This is a genomic window from Brooklawnia cerclae (genome assembly GCF_011758645.1).
In the GTDB taxonomy this organism is placed as follows: domain Bacteria; phylum Actinomycetota; class Actinomycetes; order Propionibacteriales; family Propionibacteriaceae; genus Brooklawnia; species Brooklawnia cerclae.
The window spans coordinates 23,182-48,428 of the sequence record NZ_JAAMOZ010000001.1; the positions used below are offsets into that span (position 1 = coordinate 23,182).

The 25,247-nt window shown below is 68.4% G+C and carries 19 protein-coding genes; 7 read left to right on the forward strand and 12 right to left on the reverse strand.

Features of this window, described 5'->3' with window-relative positions:
- Nucleotides 1–7 precede the first annotated feature (7 nt).
- The 4 genes from FB473_RS00135 to FB473_RS00150 form a co-directional block, all read right to left on the reverse strand.
- On the reverse strand, nucleotides 8–1,306 hold the full coding sequence (locus FB473_RS00135) for an ABC transporter permease (RefSeq protein WP_167163718.1): 1,299 nt from the start codon (nucleotides 1,304–1,306) through the stop codon (nucleotides 8–10).
- On the reverse strand, nucleotides 1,303–2,571 hold the full coding sequence (locus FB473_RS00140) for an ABC transporter permease (RefSeq protein ID WP_341769981.1): 1,269 nt from the start codon (nucleotides 2,569–2,571) through the stop codon (nucleotides 1,303–1,305). The genes FB473_RS00135 and FB473_RS00140 overlap by 4 nt, the downstream gene beginning before the upstream one ends.
- Nucleotides 2,568–4,196: an ABC transporter ATP-binding protein gene (locus FB473_RS00145; protein WP_167163720.1), complete on the reverse strand. Its 1,629-nt coding sequence runs from the start codon at nucleotides 4,194–4,196 to the stop codon at nucleotides 2,568–2,570. Before FB473_RS00145 ends, FB473_RS00140 begins: the two co-directional genes overlap by 4 nt.
- 90 nt (nucleotides 4,197–4,286) lie before the next feature.
- Nucleotides 4,287–5,387, reverse strand: a complete 1,101-nt coding sequence (locus tag FB473_RS00150) for a BMP family ABC transporter substrate-binding protein (RefSeq protein WP_167163722.1) — start codon at nucleotides 5,385–5,387, stop codon at nucleotides 4,287–4,289.
- A gap of 470 nt (nucleotides 5,388–5,857) precedes the next feature.
- Here FB473_RS00150 and FB473_RS18335 point away from each other — a divergent pair, with 470 nt between their 5' ends.
- The 4 genes from FB473_RS18335 (at nucleotide 5,858) to FB473_RS00170 (ending at nucleotide 10,675) form a co-directional block, all read left to right on the forward strand.
- Complete coding sequence (locus tag FB473_RS18335) at nucleotides 5,858–7,378, forward strand: ABC transporter permease (protein ID WP_167163724.1); 1,521 nt, start codon at nucleotides 5,858–5,860, stop codon at nucleotides 7,376–7,378.
- A 57-nt stretch (nucleotides 7,379–7,435) separates the two neighbouring features.
- Nucleotides 7,436–8,128, forward strand: coding sequence for an ABC transporter ATP-binding protein (locus FB473_RS00160; protein WP_167163726.1), 693 nt, complete (start codon nucleotides 7,436–7,438; stop codon nucleotides 8,126–8,128).
- Between the two features lie 82 nt (nucleotides 8,129–8,210).
- On the forward strand, nucleotides 8,211–9,938 hold the full coding sequence (locus FB473_RS00165) for a phospho-sugar mutase (RefSeq protein ID WP_167163728.1): 1,728 nt from the start codon (nucleotides 8,211–8,213) through the stop codon (nucleotides 9,936–9,938).
- Entirely contained in the window at nucleotides 9,935–10,675 is a 741-nt protein-coding gene (locus tag FB473_RS00170) for a glycerophosphodiester phosphodiesterase (RefSeq protein ID WP_341769982.1), read from the forward strand. Before FB473_RS00165 ends, FB473_RS00170 begins: the two co-directional genes overlap by 4 nt.
- A gap of 409 nt (nucleotides 10,676–11,084) precedes the next feature.
- On the opposite strand, the gene FB473_RS00175 is transcribed toward FB473_RS00170, so the two are convergent.
- From FB473_RS00175 to FB473_RS00190, 4 genes are all read right to left on the reverse strand, one after another.
- Nucleotides 11,085–11,912 (reverse strand): ABC transporter ATP-binding protein, encoded by an 828-nt coding sequence (locus FB473_RS00175; RefSeq protein WP_243863434.1) that lies wholly within the window; start codon nucleotides 11,910–11,912, stop codon nucleotides 11,085–11,087.
- Nucleotides 11,905–12,891, reverse strand: coding sequence for an ABC transporter permease (locus FB473_RS00180; protein ID WP_167163730.1), 987 nt, complete (start codon nucleotides 12,889–12,891; stop codon nucleotides 11,905–11,907). The genes FB473_RS00175 and FB473_RS00180 overlap by 8 nt, the downstream gene beginning before the upstream one ends.
- 43 nt (nucleotides 12,892–12,934) lie before the next feature.
- On the reverse strand, nucleotides 12,935–13,915 hold the full coding sequence (locus FB473_RS00185) for an ABC transporter substrate-binding protein (RefSeq protein WP_243863435.1): 981 nt from the start codon (nucleotides 13,913–13,915) through the stop codon (nucleotides 12,935–12,937).
- Nucleotides 13,916–14,105: 190 nt separating this feature from the next.
- Complete coding sequence (locus tag FB473_RS00190; protein ID WP_167163732.1) at nucleotides 14,106–14,627, reverse strand: DUF1707 SHOCT-like domain-containing protein; 522 nt, start codon at nucleotides 14,625–14,627, stop codon at nucleotides 14,106–14,108.
- Nucleotides 14,628–14,740: 113 nt separating this feature from the next.
- Here FB473_RS00190 and FB473_RS00195 point away from each other — a divergent pair, with 113 nt between their 5' ends.
- Nucleotides 14,741–16,036, forward strand: coding sequence for an aspartate kinase (locus tag FB473_RS00195; protein ID WP_167163734.1), 1,296 nt, complete (start codon nucleotides 14,741–14,743; stop codon nucleotides 16,034–16,036).
- Complete coding sequence (murJ, locus tag FB473_RS00200; protein ID WP_341769983.1) at nucleotides 16,033–18,000, forward strand: murein biosynthesis integral membrane protein MurJ; 1,968 nt, start codon at nucleotides 16,033–16,035, stop codon at nucleotides 17,998–18,000. The genes FB473_RS00195 and murJ overlap by 4 nt, the downstream gene beginning before the upstream one ends.
- A 382-nt stretch (nucleotides 18,001–18,382) precedes the next feature.
- Here murJ and FB473_RS00205 read toward each other — a convergent pair whose 3' ends face one another.
- The 4 genes from FB473_RS00205 to rarD all read right to left on the reverse strand — a co-directional run bounded on the left by FB473_RS00205 (nucleotide 18,383) and on the right by rarD (nucleotide 23,727).
- A complete protein-coding gene (locus FB473_RS00205) occupies nucleotides 18,383–19,432 on the reverse strand; it encodes a DUF4272 domain-containing protein (RefSeq protein ID WP_167163736.1) in 1,050 nt (349 codons plus the stop codon).
- Between the two features lie 136 nt (nucleotides 19,433–19,568).
- Nucleotides 19,569–20,867: an SLC13 family permease gene (locus tag FB473_RS00210; protein WP_167163738.1), complete on the reverse strand. Its 1,299-nt coding sequence runs from the start codon at nucleotides 20,865–20,867 to the stop codon at nucleotides 19,569–19,571.
- 452 nt (nucleotides 20,868–21,319) lie between these two features.
- On the reverse strand, nucleotides 21,320–22,759 hold the full coding sequence (locus FB473_RS00215) for a L,D-transpeptidase family protein (RefSeq protein ID WP_167163739.1): 1,440 nt from the start codon (nucleotides 22,757–22,759) through the stop codon (nucleotides 21,320–21,322).
- A gap of 68 nt (nucleotides 22,760–22,827) precedes the next feature.
- On the reverse strand, nucleotides 22,828–23,727 hold the full coding sequence (rarD, locus tag FB473_RS00220; RefSeq protein ID WP_341769985.1) for an EamA family transporter RarD: 900 nt from the start codon (nucleotides 23,725–23,727) through the stop codon (nucleotides 22,828–22,830).
- A 235-nt stretch (nucleotides 23,728–23,962) separates the two neighbouring features.
- Here rarD and FB473_RS00225 point away from each other — a divergent pair, with 235 nt between their 5' ends.
- Complete coding sequence (locus FB473_RS00225) at nucleotides 23,963–25,246, forward strand: citrate transporter (protein WP_167163741.1); 1,284 nt, start codon at nucleotides 23,963–23,965, stop codon at nucleotides 25,244–25,246.
- Nucleotide 25,247 lies beyond the last annotated feature (1 nt).

Here is a 25,247-nt window from a genome sequence, read left to right on the forward strand (position 1 = left end):
GGGACGATCACGGGTACGCGATCCCCTCCGCGGCCGGCGGTTTGGCCGACTTCACGAATCCGGCGACGGCGAACACCGTTGCCAAGTAGGGGATCATGAGGACGAACTCGGTCGGGATAGGCGAGTTCAGGGTCTGGATGATGTAGCCGAGGTTGGTGGCGAACCCGAAGAACGCGGCCGCCCCGACGGCGCCGCGGGGATTCCACCGGCCCAGGATCATGGCGGCCAGGGCGATGTAGCCGTTGCCGGCGACCATGTTCTTGCTGAAGGCCAGGCCGAGCCCGACGGTGAACATCGCCCCGCCCATGCCGGCGAGCGCGCCGCCGAGCAGCACGTTGCGCCAGCGCAGCGCGTTGACCTTGATGCCCACGGTGTCGGCGGCACGCGGGTGCTCGCCGGCGGCCCGCGTCCGCAGGCCCCAGCGGCTCCGGAAGAGCATCACCTCCAGGACGACCACCACCACGTACATCAGGTAGATGAGGATGTTCTGGTCGAACAGCACGGGCCCGATCACGGGGATACCCGAGAGCACCGGGATCGGGATCGAGGGCAGGCTGAGGGCCTGGTTGAAGTGCGCCCGGTCGGGCCCTGTGAGGACGCTGGCGAGCAGGAACGACGTCAGCCCGAGCACCAGCATGTTGAGCACCACGCCGACGATGATGTGGTTGACGCGGTAGGTGATGGTGAAGACGGCGAGCAGCAGCGCCACCAGGATCCCGGCGACCGGCGCCGCGATCAGGGCGATCCACGGCGTCCCCACGATGGAGCCGATCACCGCCGCGGCGAACGCACCGAACAGCATCTGCGCCTCGATCGCCATGTTGATGATCCCGGACCGCTCGCACACCACGCCGGACAGCGAGCCGAAGACGAGCGGCACCGCGAAGGCGAGCGCTCCGGCGAACAGCCGGACGACCGGCATGGTCGCGCCGGTGCCGGCGACGACCCAGGCCAGGAATCCGAGGACGAAGAACGTGGCGGCCAGACCCACCGCCCAGAACGGGACGGGCCTGCGGCGCACGGCGAGCCAGGTGACGACGGCCGTCACGATCAACGCCAGCAGGGCCATCACCAGGATGAAGCCCCGCGAGGGCACCACGATGTCGGGGAAGGTGAACCACGGGGTGGCTCCCGTCATCGCGAACACCGAGGTGCCCGCTGCCCGTGCGCCCATGGCGACGGTGAGCAGCGTCAGCACCAGGCCGGTGATCGGCCAGCGCCACTGCACGGGCGCGAGCACGCCGGGTGCGGTCGCCAGGGGCGAGCCGGCGTCGGAGGGCCGGACGACGGCCGTGGTGCTGCTCATGCCTGTGCCTCCTTCGGGGCCGCCGCGGCCCGTGCGGTATGCCGGTCGCCCGGCTGCGGCAGGCGCAGGAGCCATCGGACGAGCGGTGGTGCGGCGATGAGCAGGACGATGACCGCCTGCGACACCTGGACGATGTCGACGGGTATGTGGGCGGCCGCCTGCATGACCGAGCCGCCCGCGTTCATCGCGCCGAACAGGATGCCGGCCCCGACGATGCCACGCGGCTTCGAGCCGCCCAGAAGGGCCACCGTGATGGCGTCGAACCCGTAGCTGGCGGCGACACCGGCGGTGAGGAACTTCTCGGTGCCGAGCGCCGGCGCGGTGCCGGCCAGCCCTGCCAGGGCGCCCGAGATCGCCATGATCAGCGTGATGACCACCGGAACGTTGATCCCGGCGGTGTGCGCGGCGCTGGGGTTGGCTCCCACCGCACGGATCTTGAAGCCGAGCGTCGAGCGCTCCATCAACCACCACACACCGACCGCCACGACCAACGCGAGGACGAAGCCCCAGTGCAGGCGGAACGACGAGCCGAGCAGGAGCGGATAGGCGGCGGACGCGTCCACGTTCATCGACTTGCCGGCATACCCGCCGACGCCCATGAAGGAGGGCTGTTTCAGCAGGAACTGCAGGAGGAAGCCGGCGACGAAGTTCAGCATGATGGTGCAGATGACCTCGTTCGATTTCACCCGCGCCTTCAGGATGCCGACGATCAGCCCCCACAGCGACCCGGCGATCGCGGCGGCGACGAGTGCGACGAGCAGATGCACGACGGGCGGCATGTCGAGGGCGAATCCCACCCAGCTCGCCGCGATCGCCCCCATGATGATCTGGCCCTGGCCACCGATGTTGAACAGCCCGCCACGGAACGCGACCCCGACGGCCAGGCCCGCGAGGATGAGCGGCACCGAGTTCGTCAGCGTCTCGGTGATGGGGCGGAACATGCCCACGGCCGTGGTGGCCTGGTAGTCGAAAATGGCCCCACGGAACAGCGAGGTGAAGTAGTTGCCGATCGCGGTGCCGACCGCGTCGAAGAAGTCGCCGGGCCGGGCGAACAGGTAGCCCGCCGTCGTCGCGACCGTGGTGTCGAACGCGGTGACGAGCAGCGCCCCGATCACCAGGGCGAGGACGATGGCCGAGACGATCACGGTGCCCTGCGAACTCATGATCTCGCGCAGCACGACCGAGAAGTCCTCGCGGTCGGACGACGGCTTCGGCGCCCGCCCGCCGGTCTTCTCGGCCTCGTGGGTGAGCGGCGTGTCGGTCACAGCGCACCTCCCTGGCTGTTCTGGGCCGCGCTGCCGTCGGCCTCGTCGTTCCCGGACACGTCGTCCCCCGGCGGGAGCGGTGGCTCCGGAGGCTCGTCGTCGGCCTGCCCGGCCTTCGCGGCCTCCTCGTAGGGCACCCCGGCCATCATCAGGCCGAGGACGTCGCGTGGCGTGCCGCGCGGAACCGTGCCGACGACCTGCCCCCGGTACATGATCACGATCCGGTCGGCCAGCGCGTCGATCTCGTCCAACTCGCTGGAGAAGAGCACGATCGCCGTGCCCGACTCCCGCTCGGCGAGCATCCGCTGATAGATGAACTCGATCGAGCCCACGTCCACACCCCGGGTCGGCTGGGAGGCGACCAGCAGTTCGAGGTCGCGCGACAGCTCCCGGGCGAGGATCGCCTTCTGCGCGTTGCCCCCCGACAGCGTGGAGATCGGATCGTCGATGTCGCCGACCCGCACGTCGAACTCGTCCCGGAGCTTCTCGGCATGGTTGTGGATCTCGCCCAGCTGCAGCGCGGCCCCCTTCGCGAACGGGGGCCGGTCGTGGACGTCGAGAACCAGGTTCTCGGCGATGCTGAAGGTGGCGATCAGCCCGTCGGCCTGACGGTCCTCCGGCACGTAGCCCATGCCCGCGTCCAGCCGTTGTTTGATCGACCGATGGGTCGCGTCGAGGCCGCCGATCGTGATCGTGCCCACCGTGGGCGTGCGGTCACCGAGGATCACCTCGGCGAGTTCGGTCTGCCCGTTGCCCTGGACGCCGCCCACCGCGAGCACCTCACCGGCGCCGACGGTGAAGCTGACATGGTCCACGACCGCGCGGCCCGTCTCGTCCAGGACGGTCACGTCGTCCAGCCGGCACACCTCGGGCGGATCGACCGGGGAGGTCTTCTCGATGTCGAGGTTGACGGCGCGTCCGACCATGAGGGACGCCAGCTCGGTCTCGGTGGAGGAAGGCGATGCCTGCCCGACGACGCGTCCCCGGCGGATGACGGTGATCGCGTCCGCGACCGCCCGCACCTCGCGGAGCTTGTGGGTGATGAAGACGATGGATGTGCCGGAGTCGGCCAGCTGGCGCATGATCGCCATGAGTTCGTCGGTCTCCTGGGGGGTGAGCACGGCGGTGGGCTCGTCCAGGATGAGGGTACGGGCGTCGCGGGACAGTGCCTTGATGATCTCGACACGCTGCTGGGCCCCGACCGACAGGTCCTGGATCAGGGCATCGGGGTCGATGTCGAAGCCGAACCTCTCCGACAGGTCGACGACCTTCCGGCGTGCCACCCCGCGGTTGATGATGCCGGCGAATCCGGTGGGCTCGTATCCCAGCGCCACCGACTCGGCCACGGTGAAGACGGGCACCAGCATGAAGTGCTGGTGCACCATGCCGATGCCGGCCGCGACCGCGTCGCCCGGCCCGGAGAACCTCATCGCGGTGCCGTCGATGACGATCTCGCCCTCGTCCGGCTGATACAACCCGTACAGCACGTTCATGAGAGTCGACTTGCCGGCACCGTTCTCGCCGAGCAGCGCGTGAATCCGGCCGGGTTCGACGCGCAGGTCGATCCGGTCGTTGGCCACCAGCGATCCGAAGCGTTTGGTGATGCCTTTGAGCTCGAGCAGCATTCCCGTTCCCCCGACTACGATCGGCTGATTCGCTGAGAACAGCGATTCGGGTGGACCCCGCCTGGGGCCCACCCGAATCGTGTCACATCGTCACGGCTGGTTGGTGGTCTCGACCGTGGTGGTGCCGTCCTCGATCTCCTTCTGGAGCGACTCGATCTCGGCCTTCAGGTCGTCGGAGACCTTCGAGTCGTAGTCGTGGTAAGGGGCCAGCCCGACCCCGCCGTTGGCGAGGGTGCCGACGTATGCCTCGCTGGAGAAGTCGCCGTCCGCGTGCGCCTTGATGGTGTCGTACACGGCCTGGTCGATCTCCTTGATGACCGAGGTCATGATGATGTCACCGTCGGAGGTCGACTCGTAGCCGTCGGAGTCGACCCAGATCACCGACGTTCCGGCGGCCTCCCTGACCGCGGCGAGGGCGCCGTTGCCGGCGTTGCCCGCGACCGGGTGGATGATGTCGGCACCCTGGGCGATCATGTTCGTCGTCAGCTGCTTGCCCTTGGCGGTGTCGGTGAAGTCACCGGTGAACGAGCCGTTCTGGGTCGCCTTGTCCCAGCCGAGGAGCTCGACGCTGGTGCCCTTGTCCTGGTTGTAGCGCGCGATGCCGTCGGCCAGGCCGTCCATGAAGATGGCCACCGACGGGATCTGCATGCCGCCCCAGGTGCCGATCTTGCCGGTCTGGGTCATGCCCGCGGCGAGGTAACCGCCCAGGTAGGCGGCCTCGGCGGTGCTGAACACCAGAGGCTTGGCGTTGTCGAGCTCGATGACGTTGTTGTCCTCGGTGATGCGCGAGTCGATGAGCGCGAAGTCGATGTCGGGGTTGGCGCGGGCGGCGTCGCGGATGGCGTCGTTGATCGTGTAGCCGACGCCGAAGATGATGGTGCAGTCCTGGGCGACCAGGTTGCTGATGTTCGGTGCGTACTCGGCCGCTCCGTGCGACTCCGCGGTCGCCGACTCGATGCCGAGCTCACTCACGGCCCGGTCGAGGCCGGCCTTGGCGGACTGGTTGAAGGACTTGTCGGTGAAGCCGCCGGCGTCGGACACAACGCATGCCTTGACGGCACTGTCGCTGCCACTCGACGCTGAGCTGGCGGCGGTGTCTTCCGGCGGCGCTCCACAGGCGCTGGTTACGAGCGCGAACCCGCTGAGCAGGGCTGCACCCGCGAACCTGGTGAATCGAGACTTGGAACCCACGGTTCCCTCCTTGTCGTGGCTTTTTGTGAATGCTCCTCGAAGCTTCGGCCAGACAGTAACATGCCGGTTCAGCGGGCAAACAATTCGTGAACGGCCCGTGATGAAAGCTTAACAATCGCCGCGTCCCCGGATGACGCGAGATTCTCCTCTCACGCCGCTGACAAGCCCGGCAGCCGTTCGCGCGCCGTCGTCCCCGGACTTCGGAACCCCGCGCCGTCCAGGCGGGCCGCGTGTTCTTCGCGCGGGCGCCGTGAACTCACGCGGGCCGTATGACACCCGCGCGAAAACACGGCGCCCGCGCGAGTGATCCGGCCTCCGTTCAGGCAGCCCGGTATCCCAGTGAGGAGTGCGATCCGAGACGGCGGGTGCGGCCGGTGGTCGGCTGGGATTCAGCCACTGTTGGCCCACTCACAGCTGGCGCACAGCCACGACAAACCGCGTCCACATGCGCCGTGCCTAGCGTCTGGCGCGTGTTTTGGACCTATCTACGCCGCGAGTTGTCGAATCGCCGCAAACAAACCGTCATCGTGGCAGTGGGGATGGCCCTGGCCATCGCGCTCGTCATCGTCGTCAACAGTCTCGCCGCCGGGGTGCGCAGCGCCCAGGCGACCGCCCTCGAATCGGTATACGGAGTCGGGACCGACATCACCATCACGCAAGCCGCAGCCGCCCCCACCGAGGGCGAGGAGGGGCAGGGGCCCGGCCGCTTCGAGTTCGGCGCGGACGAGGGCGAGACCCAGGACGGCTCGACCGTCATCAGCCAGTCCCGGCTCAGCACGGGCATGGGTGGCAGCACGTTCGATGCGAGCGCGCTCGACACCGCGCAGGCCATCGACGGCGTCGCGGCCGCGTCCGCCACGCTCAGCCTGACCAACACGACGTTCAACGGTGAGCTGCCCGACTCCTCCAGCTCGGACGCCTCGAGTGCCCCGACCAGCGGCACCGATCCTGGTTCGAGCGGTGGTGGCCCGGGCGGCGGATTCAACGGAGCCGGTGGCAGTGCCTTCGACGTCGACAGCTTCTCCGTGCTCGGCGTCGATCCCTCGGCCGAGGCGCTCGGCCCGCTCGCCTCCATCGAGGTGTCGTCCGGACGCGGCCTGGAGAGCTCCGACGCGGGGACCTACGTCGCCCTGCTCGACAGCAACTACGCCACGAGCTCCGATCTGGCGGTTGGTGACACCATCACCATCGCCGACACCGACTTCGAGATCGTCGGGGTGGTGTCGAGCACGTCCACGAGCTCCGACAGCGCGTCCAACGTGTACATCCCCCTCGACGTCGCGCAGAGCCTGTCGGGCCTCGACGGCCAGGTCAGCACCATCTACGTGCAGGCGTCCTCGGCGTCCGCGATCGACACCGTGCAGGCCGCTCTGCAGACCGCGCTGCCGGACACCACCGTCAACACCGAGTCGGATCTGGCCGAGACGATCACCGGCTCACTGGGCACCGCGTCGTCCATGATCGCCAACCTGGGCACCTGGCTGTCGGTGATCGTCCTGGCGGCGGCCATCCTCATCGCGGCCTTGCTCACCATCTCGGGGGTCACCCGGCGGACGCGCGAGTTCGGCACCCTCAAGGCCATCGGCTGGTCCAACGGCCGGGTCGTGCGCCAGGTCGCGGGTGAGTCCCTCGCGCAGTCCCTGATCGGGGCCGCGGTCGGCACCATCATCGGTGCGGTGGCGAGCCTGGTCATCTCGGCGGTCGGCATCACGCTCTCCGCGAGTGGGGCCAGCGGCGGGACGGGCCAGGCGGACGCCGGGTCACAGCCCACCGGCATGCCGACCGGCGGGGCGTTCGGCGGCGGCATGGGAGGTGGCATGTCCACCACGGCGGTAACGGCCAGCGACGTGACACTCACCGCGCCCCTCAACCCGACCGTGATCCTCCTGGCGATCGCGCTGGCCGTCCTGGGCGGCCTGATCGCCGGTGCCGTCGGCGGCTGGCGTGCTTCCCGGCTGCGTCCGGCCGAGGCTCTGCGATCGATCGCCTGATGCCGCGCACCGATCGCGGCCGAACCACCCACGTCATGCACACCGAAAGGCTCCACCATGTATGAACTGCGCGACGTCAAGCGCACCTATCGTCAGGGCAACCGCGTGGTCGCCGCGCTCAACGGGGTCACGCTGAGCATCCCGGACGGCCAACTGGTCGCCATCCAGGGGCCCACGGGCGGCGGCAAGTCGACCCTGCTCCACCTGCTCGGCGCCCTCGATCGCCCCACGGGCGGCGAGATCTCGCTGGGCGACACCGTCATCTCGCAGGCCAACGACCGGCAACTCGCGGACGTGCGCGCGACCAGGATCGGGTTCATCTTCCAGAGCTTCAACCTGATCCCGACGCTCACGGCGGTCGAGAACGTCGAGATGGCCCTCGTCCCGCTCGGGGTGACGCGGGAGGAGAGCCAGCAGCGGGCGATGGCGGCCCTCGAACGGGTCAGCCTGGACGACCGCGCCTCGCACCTGCCCTCCGAGTTGTCGGGCGGCCAGCAGCAGCGCGTGGCCATCGCCCGGGCCCTGGTCAAGAATCCCCAGGTCGTCCTCGGGGACGAGCCGACGGGCAACCTCGACGAGGAGACCAGGGACGAGATCATGGACGTGCTGGAGGGCCTGTGGCGCACCGAGGGCGTGACCCTCATCATCGTCACCCACGACAGCGCGGTGGCGGCCCGGGCGGAGCGGCGCCTGTACATCAAGAAGGGGCACCTGACCGACCGGAGCGCGGGGGTGGGTGCTTCGCGCTGAGGCCGGCGTCCGTCGCGGGTAGCATCACCCGGGGAAGCGAAAGCAGCCGCTGACAACCGCCCCGTCACCGGAGGAGACCACGATGGACGCAGCCGAGGCAGCCCGCGAGTGGATCGGCCACGACCCGGACGCGCGCGATCGGACCGAGCTCCAAGCCCTGGTCGACCTGGCCGGTGCGGGCGATCCCGAGGCTGCGGCCGACCTGGCCGATCGCATGAGCGGCCCGCTCGTCTTCGGCACCGCGGGGCTGCGCGGGGCGGTCGGGGCGGGGATGCACCGCATGAACACCGCCGTGGTCACCACGGCCACCGCCGGGCTCGCGGCGGTGCTCCGCGAGCACGTCGGCGACGACTTCCACGTCGTCATCGGCTACGACGGACGGCACAGGTCGGACGAGTTCGCGCGCGCCGCCGCGGGAGTCGTGGTCGCGGCGGGTGGACGCGCGAGCCTGCTGCCCGAACGCGCCCCGACCCCGGTGCTGTGCTTCGCCGTCAACCACCTGGGAGCCGACGCCGGGGTGATGGTGACCGCGTCCCACAACCCGCCCGCCGACAACGGGTACAAGGTCTACCTCGGTGGGCGCATGACCGGCCCGGACGCCCGCGGCGCGCAGATCGTCCCCCCGATCGACGGGCACATCATGGCGGCCATCGAGGCCGCCGGAGCTCCCGACACCGTCCCGGTGGCGGACGGCGGGTGGCAGGTGCTCACCGACGAGGTCATGGACGCCTATGCCGGCGCGGCGGCCGCCCTTCGGGCGCAGCTCGGCGTCCTGCATCCCTTCGAGGCCCGAGGCATGGGTGAACTGCGGGTCGTCCTCACCGCGATGCACGGGGTGGGGGCGAAGATGGCCTCCCGGGTGCTGGCCGAGGCCGGGGTGCACGACCTGCATCTCGTGCCCGAGCAGGCCGCCCCCGACCCCGATTTCCCGACCGTCGCCTTCCCGAACCCTGAGGAGCCCGGGGCGCTCGACCTCGCGAAACAACTCGCGCGATCCGTGGACGCGGACCTCGTCGTCGCCCTCGACCCGGACGCGGACCGTTGTTCGCTCGCGGTGCCCGACGCCGATGCCGACGGCGGTTGGCGGCAACTCACCGGTGACGAGATCGGCGCGGTGCTCGGTGACTATCTCGCCCGTGCGCATGCGGGCGACCCGGACGCGGTACTGGCGCGATCGATCGTGTCGTCGTCCCTGCTGGGACGCATCGCGGCTGCACACGGGGTGGGATCGGCGCAGACGCTCACCGGCTTCAAGTGGATCGCACGGGTGCCCGGCCTGGTCTACGGGTACGAGGAGGCCATCGGCTACTGCGTGAACCCCCTTGTCGTCCGAGACAAGGATGGCGTCACCGCGGGTCTGGTCGCCTGCATGATCGCTGCCGACGCCAAACACAGGGGGCAGAGCCTTCTCGACATCCTGGACGACCTCGCGGTCGCCCACGGGGTGTACGCGACGAGCCCGCTGACGTTCCGCGTCCGCGATCTGTCACTGATCGCCCGCGGTCTGGAGCGGCTCGGGGCCGATCCGCCCACGCAGCTCGCGGGTTCGCAGGTGGTCGAGTTCCTCGACCTCGCTGATGGCTACCTCGGTCTGCCGCCGACCCCGGGCTACCGCATCGAGACGGCGCGCGGCGATCGCGTGGTGGCACGGCCGTCGGGCACCGAACCCAAGCTCAAGTGCTACCTGGAGGTCGTCGAGCCGACCGGCTCGCGCGAGACGGTACCGCTGGCCAGGCAGGCCGCCGCGGCCCGCCTCGAGGCGATCAAGGCCGAGCTGACCACGGTGCTCGGGTTCGGAGGGGAACTGTGAACGACATCCGGCCGACGGGGACGCCCCGGATCTGGGCCCACAGAGGGGCCTCACGCCGCGCGCCCGAGAACACGCTCGCCGCTTTCTCGCTCGCGGTGGAGCTGGGCGCCGACGGGGTCGAGCTCGACGTGCAGCGCAGCGCCGACGGGGTGCTGGTGGTCTGCCACGACGAGACGGTCGACCGCACGAGCGACGGAACCGGCGCCATCGCCGATCTGACCTTCGCCCAGTTGCGCGCACTGCGCTTCGACAACGGCTTCGAGGGCTTCGCGGACGCCCGGATCCCGACCCTGCGGGAGGTGCTCGACCTGCTGGGGCCGAGCGGCCTGGTGGTGAACATCGAGTTGAAGAACTCGGTCGTCCGCTACGAGGGCATGGAGGCTCTGGTGCTGGACGAGGTGCGCGCCGCCGGTTTCGAGGACCGGATCGTGTTCTCGTCGTTCAACCACCGCAGCCTCGTGACGCTCCGCGAGCTCGGGACGAGCGCGCCTCTCGGCGTCCTCTACGTGGAGCCGCTCGTCGCGCCCTGGGCCTACGCGGCGTCCTTCGGAGCGGCGGCGCTGCACCCGTACGGCGGGTCGATCTGGGACGACGACATCGCCCGTGCCCACGAGGCAGGTGTGCGCGTCCACGCGTGGACGGTGGACGATCCGGAGCAGGTACGGGGATTGGCGGCGCAGGGCATCGATGCGATCATCACCAACGTGCCGGACGAGGCCCGCGCCGCGCTCGGTTGAGTGTCGGCCCCTGAGGGTGAACGCGGTCCCTGAGCCTGTCGAAGGGACGGTGCTCGTTTCGACAAGCTCAACGAGCGTTGTTGGTCCTTGGGTGGTGTTCGTTTCGACAAGCTCAACGAGCGTTGCTGGTCCCTGAGCCTGTCGAAGGGACGGTGTTCGTTTTGACAAGCTCGACGTGCGTTGTTGGTCCCTGAGCCTGTCGAAGGGACGGTGTTCGTTTCGACAGGCTCAACGTGCGTTGTTGGTCCTTGGGTGGTGTTCGTTTCGACAAGCTCAACGAGCGTTGTTGGTCCCTGAGCTTGTCGAAGGGACGGTGTTCGTTTCGACAGGCTCGACGTGCGTTGTTGGCGAACAACGTGGAAGATCGTGGTGCGTAGTCGAACCACAATCTTCCACGATCCGGTGGTGGTCAGCCGAGCATGGTCCGATCGGACAGCTGGGCGCCCTTGATCTGGTCGAACTGGGCCAGCAGGTCGGCGACGGTGGCGGCGCGCTTGTCGTCCCCGGCCAGTTCCAGGATGATGCGGCCCTCGTGCATCATGATGAGCCGGTTGCCGAGTTCCAGGGCCTGTTCCATGTTGTGCGTGACCATGAGCGTGGTCAGGGCGTGCCGCTCGACCATCTCGCGGGTGAGCCGGGTGATGAGCGCGGCGCGCTGCGGGTCGAGGGCAGCGGTGTGCTCGTCCAGCAGCAGGATGCGCGGTTTGGTGAACGAGGCCATGACGAGGCTCAGCGCCTGCCGCTGCCCGCCGGACAGCAGCCCGACCCGGGCCGTGAGGCGATTCTCCAGCCCGAGCTCGAGGCTCTTGAGTTCCTCGCGGAACTCGGCCTTGCGTGCACGGCTGACGCCGAGGTGCAGGCCGCGTCCCCGCGTGCGTGCCCAGGCGATCGCGAGATTCTCCTCGATCGTCAGGTGGGGCGAGGTGCCGGCCATCGGGTCCTGGAAGACCCGCCCGACGTAGCGAGCCACCTTGTAATCGGGATGTTTGGTGACGTCGAGCCCGTCGATCCACACCGAGCCGAGTTCGGGACGATAGCGTCCTGCCACCACGTTCAGCAGCGTCGACTTCCCGGCACCGTTGCTGCCGATCACGGTGACGAAGTCGCCCGGCTCCAACTCGAGTGTGACGTCGCGCAGGGCGATCTTCTCGTTGATCGTGTGCTGGAAGAACGCCTTCGAGACGTTCCGCACCTCCAGCATCGGGCGCGTCCGGGCGGAAACGGTCGTCTCAGGCATCCTTGCGACCTGCCTTCTTCACGAAGCCGTGCGACGGCGGACGCGCGTCGCCCGAGTCGAGTTCCTCGGCGTCCGGCGTACCCCACGGGTCGAACCCGGCATCGCGCTCGCGGGCGCGCGCCCGTATCTGGTTGAAGACGTCCCAGCGGGGCAGCAGCAGCGCGGCCACCACGATGATCGCGGAGAGCAGCTTCATGTCGTTCGGGTCGAACCACGGGATCATGAGTGCCGCCTGGATGATCGCCCGGTAGATGACCGAGCCTGCGACCACGGCCAGGGTGACGACCCAGATGCGCTGGGAGGTGAAGATCGCGGTGCCGATGATGACCGACGCGAGACCCGCGACGATGAGGCCGATACCCATCCCGATGTCGGCGTAGCCCTGGTACTGGGCGAACAACGCGCCCGACAACGAGACCAGACCGTTGCTGAGCGACAGCCCGAGCAGCTTCATCGCATCGGTGTTGATGCCCTGGGCGCGAGCCATGCCCTCGTTGTCGCCGGTCGACCGCAGGGCCAGCCCGAGGTCGGTCGACAAGAACCAGTCGAACGCGACGAGGAAGCACGCCAGCACCGCGGCCAGGATGCCGACGGACGCGAAGGTGCCGATCAGGCCGGCGTCCCGCAACGGGGTGAAGAGGGTGTCGATGCGCAGCAGCGGCACGTTCGCCTTGCCCATGATGCGCAGGTTGATGGAGTACAGCGCGATCTGGGTGAGGATGCCGGCGAGCAGCGGGTGGATCTTGCCCTTGGTGTTCAGCAGCCCGGTGACGAGCCCGGCCACCAGCCCTACGGCGGTGCCCGCGAGGGTGGCGAGGATCGGCGGCCAGCCCGCCACGAGCAGGGTCGCCGCCGTCGCCGCGCCGGTGGTGAAACTGCCGTCGATGGTGAGGTCGGCGAAATCGAGGATCCGGAACGTCAGATAGACCCCGAGGGCCATCAGTCCGAAGATGAGGCCCAAATCGAGCGCCGCGATCATCGACTACCAGTGCCTTTCTGGTTTCCTGTGCCCGGTCAGGCCGTCAGGATACCGTCTCGTCCGCCTCGTCGAGCAGGTCCTGGGGCACCGTGACGCCCATCCGCTCGGCGGCAGTGGTGTTGATGACCAGCTTGGGGGTCTTCTGGCTCTCGACGGCCAGTGTGGCCGGGTCGGCGCCCTCGGTGAGGATCTTCACGGCCATCTCGCCGGTCTGCCTGCCCAACTCGGTGTAGTCGAGGCCGTAGGTGATCAGGGCGCCCTTGGCGACCGAGTCGGTCTCGCCGGCGATGAGCGGGATCTGCTTGTCCTCGGCGACCTGGATGACCGTGTCGAGACCCGCCACCACGTTGTTGTCGGTGGGCACGTAGATGGCGTCGACGTCGAGGGTCTGCGCGGCCTGCAGCACCTCGCTGGTGGTGGTGATCGTCTTCTCGACGACGGTGAGGCCCTGTTCGTCGGCCGCCTCGCGGGCGAGTTCGACCTGCACCTGCGAGTTGACCTCGCCGGACGAGTAGAGGATGCCCACCGTCTTCGCGTCGGGGTTCAGCCGCTTGACCAGCGCGATCTGCTCGGCCACCGGGTTCATGTCGGTGGTGCCGGTGATGTTGCCCCCGGGCGTCTCGTTGCTGTCGACGAGGTCGGCCGCGACCGGATCGGTGACAGCCGTGAACAGGATGGGCGTGTCGATGATGGCCTGCGCCGCGGCCTGGGCGGTCGGGGTCGCCACGGCGAGGACGAGGTCGAGATCCTGCGAGGCGAACTTGCTGGCGATCGAGGTGGCGGTCGCCTGATCGCCCTGGGCGTTCTGCTCGTCGTACTCGGCTTCGATGCCGGCGTCGGCGAGTGCCTGCTTGAAGCCTTCGCGCGCCGCGTCCAGGGACGGGTGCGAGACGATCTGCGTGATGCCGATCCGGTACACCGTCCCGGAGCTCGACGAGCCGGAGGAGGAATCCGAGCCGCAGCCGGCGAGCGCCAGGGCGCCCACGATCGCGAGCGCGGTCATCCCACGCAGTGGGTTTGTCATGTCAGGTCCTTCCGATCCACTCAGCCCATCGCTCGATCACCGCGTCGGCGTCGACGGCGCGATCGCCATGGGACTCACCAACCTACCGCGCATCGGTGCTTGTCCGCGAGCCGACCCGTCCCGGGCCGCCTTCCATGGGAAACGGTGGGCGATTCCGGGCGGACGACGCGTCCAGGCTCTGGACGCCCGGTCAGGAAGCCGTCGAGCCGCCGTCGGCGTCGAACCGGTCCTGGACGCCCCTGGGAGGCGGAGGGAGATGGGGCGGATTGACCGAACCGCGGCCACGCATGCGTGAGACGTTCCTCCACAAGGGGAAGAGCAGGATCAGCGCCCAGAAGAACCCGCCGGATCGAAGCACGACGATCGTGACGACCGCAAGAACGACGAGCGAGACGATCCACATCACCGAGGGCTGCCAAGCCCGCTCCCGCCGTATCGCCCGACGGCTCGTCCGGTGCGGGTTCACCGGCGGATAGTAGGCATCACCAGCCGTGTACGGGGCGACCTGCTGATTCGGGTTCGGCGTCCAGGTCATGGACGACAGCGGCGGCGGGCCATCGGTCAGGGCATCCAACTCGTCGTGATCGGCGGTGTTCAGCGCGATCTCGACGCGCCTGTTGAGTTCACCCGCGTCCAGCTGTCCGGCGGCGTGTTGTGCGCGCAGCCCGGCGATGACGCGATCGCGGTCGGCGTCCTCGATGGGCAGATCCATTGCTTCAGCCTACCCGGGGCGATGTTCGGGCCATCCGGCCACGCAACGCCCAGCGATAGTGAGTCGCCCGCGGCCGACCGGATAGAGTTGCTCCCGTTGTCGAGGAGGAACGAATGGCGGAGAACGAGCGAACCGGCAAACGGATCGTCCAGAAGTATGGCGGTTCGTCTGTTGCGGACGCTGACTCGATCAAGCGTGTCGCCCGGCGGATCCTTGCCGCCAAGCAGGCAGGCAACGATGTGGTCGTCGTCATCTCGGCGATGGGGGACACGACCGACGATCTCATGGACCTCGCGCAGCAGGTGAGCCCCGATCCCAAGCCGCGAGAGCTCGACATGCTGCTCACCACCGGCGAGCGGCAGTCCGCGGCGCTGCTCGCCATGGCGCTGAACGATCTCGGGGCGAGGGCGCTCAGCTATACGGGAAGCCAGGCGGGGGTCATCACGACCGCCCAGCACGGCAACGCCCGCATCATCAACATCACGCCCGGCCGCATCGAGAAGGCACTGTCGTTGGGTTACATCGCCATCGTGGCCGGGTTCCAGGGGGTGTCGGAGGCGACGAAGGACGTGACCACGCTCGGCCGCGGCGCGTCCGACACGACGGCCGTCGCTCTGGCCGCCGCGCTGGGGGCGGAGGTCTGCGAGATCTACACCGATGTGGACGGCGTGTTCACCGCCGACCCGCGCATCGTCAAGGGTGCCCGCCGGATCCCCGAGATCAGCTACGAGGAGATGCTGGAACTGGCAGCGTGCGGCGCCAAGGTGCTGCACCTGCGCTGTGTGGAGTACGCGCGGCGCGAGGGGGTCGCCGTGCACGTGCGCAGTTCGTTCAGTGACAACCCGGGGACGATCGTGACCGGTCACGCCGATCTGAAGAAGGGGAACGCCATGGAAGAGGCAGTCATCAGCGGGGTCGCCCACGATCGCACCGAGGCCAAGATCACGGTCGCCGGCGTGCCCGACCAGGTGGGCAAGGCAGCCGCGATCTTCCGGATCATCGCGGCGAGCGACATCAACGTCGACATGATCGTGCAGAACGTCTCGGAGGTGGCGACCGGCGCCACCGACATCACCTTCACCATCCCGAAGACCGACGGCAAGCGGGCGGTGGACGCGCTGAACGCGGCCCGCGACGAGATCGGCTTCGCCGAGCTGCGCTATGACGACCAGATCGGCAAGGTCGCCGTGGTCGGCGTGGGCATGCGGACGCACCCCGGTGTGACGGCCAGGTTCTTCGAAGCGCTCGCGAGAGTGGGTGTGAACATATCGATGATCAGCACCTCGGAGATCCGTATATCGGTCGTCGTCGACGCGGCGGACGTCGATGCGGCCGTACAGGCCGCCCACACCGAATTTGGCCTGGACGGGGCCGAGGAGGCTGTCGTCTACGCGGGAACGGGGCGGTGACCGAAGGGCCCCCCACGCCCCCCCGACGCGGCTTCCGGGAAGGAGCCACGCCGGGAGGGTCGCACGCGGGGCCCCCCGCCCGACGGGCCGACTACTTCAACCAGGGGTACTTCGATCCGGACGAGACGGCCTATCTGCCCGTCATCGACCCGACGATCGCCCACTTCGTCCCGCCCGCGCCCGTCGTCCGGCACGACATCGGCTCGCGGGCGTACCGGCCCCTGCATTCCGGGCCGCATCCCTCGGTCGCGCAACGTGCCGTCGACACCGGTGAGGCCCCTGTCGGCGAGCCCGAGGGCACGGAGGTCCCCGAGTCGCTCGACGAGTCGATCGACAAGGCCGATCGCAAGAATCTGGGACGCAACTCCATCCTCATGGCGTCGGGGACGCTGGCCAGCCGCGTCCTCGGCATGGTCAACGCGACCCTCCAGGCATGGGTGCTCGGCCAGTCGGTGGCCGCCGATGCCTTCAAGGCTGCGAACACTCTGCCGAACTTCATCCTCGTGCTGCTGTCGGGAGGCATCCTCAACGCGATCCTGGTACCCCAGATCACCAAGGCCATGAAGCGGCCGGACGGCGGCAAGGATTACGTCGACAGGTTGTTGACAGCCACGTTCATGCTTGTCATTGCGGTGGCGGCCCTCTGCACTGCCGGGGCGGCCGTGTTCATCCGGGTGTTCACCTCGCTGAGTGGGCCGGGGCTGCACCTGGCCATCTCCTTCGCGTTCCTGTGCATGCCCCAGGTGCTCTTCTACGGTGTCTTCGCCGTGCTGGGCAACATCCTCAACGCGCGCGGCAGCTTCGGAGCGTACGGGTGGGCGCCGGTGGCCAACAACGTGGTGGCCATCATCGGCGAGATCGTCTTCCTGCGGTTGTGGGGTCAGCAGGACGATCCCACGGTCTGGACCTCCGAGATGGTCTGGGTGCTGGCGGGTACGGCAACGTTCGGCATCCTCATCCAGACGATCGTCCTGCTGCCCTTCCTGCGACGGACCGGCTTCCGGTGGTCGCCGCGCTGGGGTCTGCGGGGCTACGGCTTCGGGCAGGTGGGACGGTTCGCGGGGCTCACCTTCCTCGCGCTCGTCATCGCCCAGGGCGGCGGGCTGCTGATCATGAAGGTGGCCACCTACCTTCCGATCAATGCCGGGGACGAGATCTACGTACCCGGCTATGCGGCCTACCAGAATGCGCTGAGCCTGTTCCAGGTGCCGTACTCCCTCATCGGGATCTCGCTGCTGACGGCATTGTTCCCACAGTTGGCGCGCGCTTGGCAGCGTCGCGACGAGCCGGGGGACGATGCCTTCGGCATGCAGGCGCTCCTGCGCAAGGGCCTCACTCTGCCTGCCGTCGGCATCATCCCAGCGAGCGCGGTGCTCATCAGCCTCGCAGGACCGATCGTCAGCGTCATCTACTTCACCCTCGACCGTGACGAGGCGTCGGCGACCGCTGCGTTGCTGATGGTGATGGCGTCCAGCACTCTGCCGTACACGATCGCCACCTTGCAGCAGCAGTACTGCTTCGCCACCGAGCAGGGCCGCACCAACTTGTGGATGCAGTGCCTGTCGACCGGTATCCAGGTCACCTTCGCATTGCTGTCACTCACCGTGCCCGCGCACAACGGCATGGCCGTCCTGTGCCTGGGGATGCTGGTGAGCAATACCACGCTCGCGCTCGTGTTCGTGTGGTACGCGCGGCGCCAAGTGGGCGGCCTGGGCCTGTCGGACGTGCTCCGGCTCTACGTGCGGCTGGGGTTGGCGTCCGTGATCGGGGGGCTGGCGGCCTGGGGGACGAGCGTCCTGGTGCTGTCGTTCGGCGAGGCATGGGCCTGGCAGGCGCTCGCTCTCGGCCTGGGTGCGCTGGTGTTCGTGGCGGTGTTCACGCTCGCGGCCAGGATCATGCACATCACCGAGTACTTCGATCTGCTCAACCCGGTGCTGCGCCGCCTGCACCTTCCCCAGTTGTAGGCGAACTCGGCTGTAGCCGGCGTCGGCTGTAGACGGTGGCCTGATGGCGCCGGCTGTGGGGGTGGCCCCGGCTGCAGGTGGTTTTGGCGGCTGTAGGTGATCCCGGCGCTGCGCAGCCGGACAGCTGGCCTTCTCCACGCGGCCCGCCTGACCTCGCGCGGGTCTCGTGTTCTTCACGCGGGTGCTGTGTGCTCCCGCGGGCGTTGTACGACCCGCGGGAAGTGACGGCGCCCGCGCGAGGTCAGGCGGGCCGCGTGAACGGGGTGAGGGCGCGTGAACGGGGGTGGGGGTGCGTGAACGGGGTGGGGGTGCGCGTGAACAAGAGCGAAGCTGGGCCCGGTGGGCCCGGGCGAGAGGTCTGCCCGCGTCCCGGATCGGAGCCTCAGGCCAGCGGGCCCTGCAGCAGGCGATCCCAGGTGTCGGCGTCGTCCCAGGCCAGCGAGCCGTTCGTGAGCCAGCTGATCGCGGCCAGGCGCTCGGCGACGACCTCGCCGTCGGTGTCGGGCACCACGGTGCCGCCGTACAGCTGCTGCTCGGTCAGTGCCCATCCCATGGAGTGCAGGCATTCGTACTCGTCCAGCAACTCGCCGACGGGACGCAACTCCAGCTCTTCGAGGAAGGCCGTCTCGCCGGCCGACAGGACGAGCTGTTTCACCTGATCGGTCGTGCAGCTGTGCGACGGCCATTCGAGCGTGGTGCGATCGATGGCCCACAGCAGCTCGAGGGCCGATTCGATTCTCCAGGTCAGTTGCAGGGCCTGCTGCTCGTCCCGTTGCTCGAAGAGGTCGCGCTCGGCCGGGCTCATGGCGGCGAACCCCTGCGGGAACGACCACTGCATGGCCTCGGGGTCGAGCGGGTTCCCCCCGGCCAGCGAGGACGCGAAGTCCGAGACGAGGACGAGGGCGAGAATGCGCAGCCCGACGGCCTCGGCGGATCGGGGGACGACCTCGCTCTCGGCGCGCACCGGGGGAACCGCCGCCGGCACGGGGATGCTCCTGGCGCTCGCGAGCCACTGGCGAACCCGTTCGCCGCGCTCGCGGGCCTCGGGCACCACGGGTACTTCGCCGGACGCGTCCCCGTGCGGGCCGGGCAGCAGCGGACGACCGCGTCCGTCCAGCACCGCACCGTCGATCACCAGCACGGCGTTGGCCTGCTTCGCCCAGCTGGTCAGGTCGGAGAGCTGGTCGGGATCGTCCGCGTCGATGGTGAACGAGTACCAGCGCTGCACGTCGCGGACATGCCGTAGGAGAGCGTCGGTGCCCACCGTGACACTTCCGGCGGCCGCCGCCTCGACGTAGTCCTCGAAGTCGCGCAGGTGGTCCTCGAAGGCTTGGTCGGGCCCGTCCCCGGCGGTCCAACGTGCGCGCTCGGCGGGGTCGGCAAAGCTGTGGGTGCAGCTGCCGCGCCGCGTCGAGTACGCATTGATCAGCATGGCCATAGCCTATGCGGCGGTCAGACGCCTCGTGGCCCGACACCCGACGAGGCTACGACCTTTGCTCTGCGCGAACTGCCGGGAGCCTACCCGGTTGCCCCGCGCGGATGCGCCCGGGGCAACCGGATCGAGGCCGTCACAGCCCGAGCACTCCGAAGCAGACGAGGCAGATGATCGCTCCGACCACCGCCATCGACAGGCCCCAGAACAGCAGGTGACGGAAGAGCTTGGCCTTGTCCTCGTGCTCGGCGGCGCACGCGAGGCACAGCGCGCCGAAGACCGACAGGGGAGAGGTGTCGACCAGGTGGGCGCCGACGTTGATCGACGAGATGAGCGAGATCGGGTCCCCTCCCCCGATCTCCTGGATGATGCCCGGGACCATCGGCAGGAACGTGGGCATGACCACGCCCGACGAGCTGGAATAGGCCGAGACGACACCGCTGACCAGGGCGAGGACGCCGGTGACGGTGATGGGGTTGGAGATGGCGCCGATCGAGTTGGCGATCACCGCCAGGCCTCCGGCCTGGTCCATGATGCCGATCAGCAGCGACATGCCGCAGACCATGACGATGACGCCCCAGGGCATCTCCTTGATCGCCTGCGAGTCGTCGGCGATGCCCAGCAGGAGGAACGCGGCGCTGATGAAGAAGGCGGTCATCCCGACGTCCCACTTGAAGAAGATGACCATGACGATGAGCACGACCATCCCGGCCAGGGTGGACCACTGCTTCGGGGTGAACGGCTCGGGTTTCGGGGCGATCTCGTCGATGTCGATGCCGCCGCTCTTCTGTTTGCGCATCCAGGCCCCGCCGCCGAGCAGGAAGAACCCTCCCAGGTTGACGACGCTCTGGGCGATCTCGGAGTTGAAGTACATCTTCCAGCCGATCCCGGGCAGCTGGTCCTCGGTGATCCCGAGTTGCGGGGCCATGGCGGCGATCAGGCTGTTGGAGATGATCCCGGTCGGCGCGATGGGTGAGAACGCGGCGCCGTCCGCCGCCCCGACGATCAGCAGGGTCATGGCGAAGGCGGGCAACCCGATTCGTCCGGCGATCGCCATCGCGGTGGGTGCCAGCAGGGCGACGGTGGCGATGTTGCCCGGCCCGATCGTGGTGATCGCGGTCACCAGGAGGAAGAGCGTGAGGGGGATGAACGCGGTGTTCGTCCTTGCCAGCCGCACGGTATGGGCGGTCAGCTTCTCCATCGTGCCGTTCACCTGCGCGCAGGAGAACATGAAGGTGACGCCGGTCAACGTCATGAACAGGCTGATCGGCCAGCTCGCGAAGGTCTCCGACAACTTCATGCCGAGCAACGCCATGCCGATGGCGATGCCGGCGGCGATCGCGAGGATGCCGACGTTCATGTCCCGGAAGCAGGAGATGATCACGATGACGGCCAGCGCTATGAGCGACACGAGTGCCGCGGTGGATATTCCCACGGGAGTTTCCTAACTGTGAGGGGTGTGCTCCGGTGATCCGGCTTCGTTGCCGGTGGGAGCAACCCGTCGTCGAACCGGTGCCACTGGTCCGTCCGTGGGTATGCCGCGAGCGATCTGGTAGGGGTGCCACCGTCTCGGGCACGAGGATTCGGCGGAAGCGGTTCCCTGTCGGCCACGACGTGGCGGTGCGGGGCAGCGGTGGTCGGCTTGCCGACGCGGCCAGGAGCCTTGGGGAACGTCGTCGTTCCATGACAACACGCTTTCGGAACTCTCGAGCGAAGAGAATGGTCCGACCGAACGGGTCGCTCAGAATCTAGCAGGCGTCCGGTTCATGCGGGCGGCTTTATATGAGGCACATCACGGTCAAGTCTTGACCGTCGGCGGGGTGCGGCGAGTCGACCCGGGCGGCCGGCGTCCACGCCCCGGCGGAGGAGCCGGGCGTACTGGCGGGGTCAGTAGTGGCTCACCACGACGGTGCCCATCGGGGCCCAGTCGTAGATGAACTTCGCGGAGCTGACGGGCAGGTTCACACAGCCGTGCGATCCTCCCGGGCCGCTCCAGCCGAACGAGTCGCGCCACGGTGCGCCGTGGAAGGCGATCGATCCGGTGAAGTAGGTGACCCAGGGGATACCCGGGGCCACGTAGGGCGTCCCGTCCGGGTTGGTGCCGCGCATCGTCTGCACGTCGTACTTCAGATAGACGCGGAAGGTGCCGGTGGGGGTCGGCATCTCCGGCATCCCCGGGACCATGGCCATCGGGCCGGACACGACTGTCGCACCCTCGTAGGCGGTCACGGAGTTCGAGCTCAGGTCGACGTCGAGCCATTTCTCGCCCGGCGCGGCCTGGTAGACGAGGTTCTGCGCGCCTTCGGCGATCAGGCGGTCCTCGTAGGTCGGCTCGGTCGCGTCGTAACTGAGCGCACCCGAATACGGGACTCCTGCCTGCAGGGCGGCGACGGCCTCGCTGGTCACCGCGTCGGTGTTGGTGGCCGCGTAACCCGTCTGGCCCTCCTGCGAGATCGAGACGACCTCGCCGCGTTCGTTCACGTTGCGGACGCCCGCGACGGGCGCGATCTCGGTGGCCTCGCCGACCGAGGCGATCCAGGCGCCCACGCGTGCCCCGTCGACGGCCGGCTGCGGGTCGGCGGTGTCGAGGGCAGGCAGTGCCACCCAGCCGACCTTCTCGGTGGCCGACGCGGCGTGGATCTCGCCTCTTCCGTCGACGGCCACGTCCAGTGACACCAGGCCGTTGGCCGCGTCCGCCACCTTCTGCGCCTTCTCGGTCGACACCAGCGGCTCGACCGATGTGGGCGACAGGACGACGTCGGTCGACGTCAGGGTGGCCGCAGCCGCGGTCGCGGCCTCGATCAGCGGCCCTGCGTCCACACTGATGCCTGCCTGAGCAGGGGTGACGGCGAACGACGCACCGTCGGCGGCGACGGACACGGTCGCGTCTCTCGCCGGGGCGCTGGCATCGCCGACCAGGCCGTCGACAACCTGCTGCGCCCTGGAGTCGTCGAAGCTGACCACGATCGGCACGTCACGGCCGGCGGTCAGCGCCGACAGGCGGCTGCCGAGTTGGCCGTTGGCCTCGAACGCGTTGGCGATGGTGGCCTCGGCGTCCACGACGGCGCCGAGATCGGCCAGTGTGAACGTGGTCGTCCGGCCATCGAGCGTCACGTCGATGCCGACGTCCGCGGCGCGTTGCGACAGCGCGGCGGCGGCCTGCTCGGCCGTCTGCCCCGTGACCGAGGTCCCGGCCACGGTCACACCCGGCAGCCCGCGGCCCGAGAAGTACGTGGCGTACGCGGTGGTGGCGCCGGCCAGCCCGACGACGACCACGGCCGCCGTCCCCAGCGCGATGCGGCGACGCGTGAAGATGCTCCGTTTCACGCGCACAGCCTAAGTTCAACTGGGTTCAGGCATCCAGACCTTTGTGGCCGACGATGGCTGGGGCCGGGTCAGTCGGCGTGGACGTCGCGTCCCGCGCTGTGGTCGCGGAGGGCATCGACGACGAAGATCACCAAGGCGACCCAGATGATCGAGAACCCGAGCCAGCGCGCCGGGGGCATCTGCTCGCCGATGATCAGCCATCCGATGAGGAACTGCAGGATCGGGGCGACGTACTGCAGGATGCCCATCGTCGACAGCCGGACGCGTGCGGTGGCCGCCGCGAACAGCAGCAGGGGGATGGCCGTGACGGGGCCGGCCAGCGCCATCAGCGCCCCGTAGCCGCTGAGCGGGTTCACCGTGCCCTGGCCGACCGCTGCCAGCCAGGCAAGGTAGGCGATGGCGAACGGGGTGGCCGCGCACGATTCCACGGTGAGCCCGGCCAGCGGGGGAACCGCGGCCCCGACCCGCTTCTTGAGCAGACCGTACAGGCCGAAGGTCAGCGCCAGGCCGATGGCCACCCAGGGGACACGGCCGTAGGCGACGATGAGGACGACGACGGCCAGCGTCCCGATGCCGAAGGCCACCCATTGCAGACGACGCATCCGCTCACCCAGCAGCACCACCCCGAAGGTGGCGTTCACGAGGGGATTGATGAAATAACCGAGGGCGGCGTCGATCGCGAAGCCGTTGTTCACACCCCAGACGTAGAGCGTCCAGTTTCCCGCGACGAGGATGCCGGCCAGTGCGAGGACGATGGTCGCGCGCCGATTCGCGAGCACCCGGCGCACCTGCCGCCACTGCCGGAGCACCGCGAGTGCGAGCAGGCAGAACACCAGCGAGCAGATCACCCGGTAGGCGACGATCTCGAATGCGCCCGACCGGGTCAGCAACTGGAAGTAGAGCGGGAACATGCCCCATAGGAAATACGCGATGAAGCCGTACCAGACGCCCCGGCGGTTGTTGTCCACCTCCGAATACTCGCATGGTGCCGACGGTCTGTGCCTGCCGGTTCATGGATGGCGCAGTCATCTCCGGGCCCGCGACGGGGTGCTCTCGCGGGGAGCCGGCCCGATTGACCGAACTGATATGGCAGTCGTAGCATCCAAACTGAATCACACATCGCTGTGGCGGCGCCGCCCGCCGTACACGTGACCACGAGGGTCACCCGGCGCGGCGCTGTTGTCTCGTGGAGGGAGTTCTGCCTTGGCCACCGTGCAGGGAATCCTGCTGCTGTTGACCTTCATCGGCCTCATCGTCTATTGCTTCCGAGGGGGAAACCTGCTCCTCGGGTTCCTCGCGATCTCCGTCCTGTGGTGCGTGATCGGCTGGGTCCCGATCGGGACGGTCGTCACCGACGTGTTCCAGAAATCGGTCGCGAACTACGGGGCGACCATCGCGATCATCGTCTTCGGCGCCTGGTTCGGCAAGATCATCGTCGACACCGGGATCGCGGGATCGATAATCAAGAAGGTCGTGGAACTGGCCGGCGACAAGGCCCTCCTGACCTCCATCCTGCTGATCGTCGTGTGCACGGCCATCTTCACCAGCGCCTTCGGCGTCGGGTCCGTGATGGCCATCGGCATGATCGTCCTGCCCATCATGTTCTCGATGGGAGTTCCCAAGCACGTCGCGTTGTCGTCCTACATGTTCTCGGTGGCCGGGGGCATGTATCTCAACATCGCGTACGTCAGCCAGTTCTACGCGTTCTTCAACGTCAACTACAACGAGAACGGCTACGTCCGGTTCGCGCTGATCGCCACGGCGATCCACGTGCTGCTGACGATCGTCTTCCTCGTCTTCCACAGCGTGCGCGCCAAGACGCGTGGGCTCGCACGGCACGCCTGGGCCGCCAGGATCACCGACTCGTCCAGCCAGGTGCCGGTCTACTCGTTCATCGTGCCGTTCATCCCGATCGTCATGGTCGCCGTCTTCAAGTGGCAGCCGGTTCCTGCGTTCATCCTGGGCATCTTCGCCGGCATCCTGCTGACCAAGAACATGACCAGCTACAAGCGCGTGGTGGACGTCATGCAGAAGACACTGCACGACGGCATCTCGGAGTCGGGCCTGCTGATCGGCATGCTGTACGGCGTCAACATCTTCCAGGCCGCCGCCACGCAGGTCTCGCCGATCCTCTCTCATCTGCTCGGGGGCATCATCCCGCACAGCATGCTGGCACTGGTGATCGCGTTCGGCATCCTGGCGCCGCTGGCTCTGTTCCGTGGCCCGCTGATGATCTACGGCTCCGGCGCCGCGACCGTCGCGGTGCTGCAGGCGCTGGGCATCTTCTCCGACTGGTTCCTGTTCGGCCTGTTCCTCATCCCGCCCGTGGCCATCGTCGCCAACACCTGCCCGACCCAGTCGTGGGGCATGTGGGGTCTGAGCTACGCCAAGGTCGAGCCGAGGACGTACATCAAGACCGGTCTCCCATGGGGCTGGCTGATGTGCATCATCATGGAGTTGCTGGCGTACTTCACGCTGGCGGTGTGAG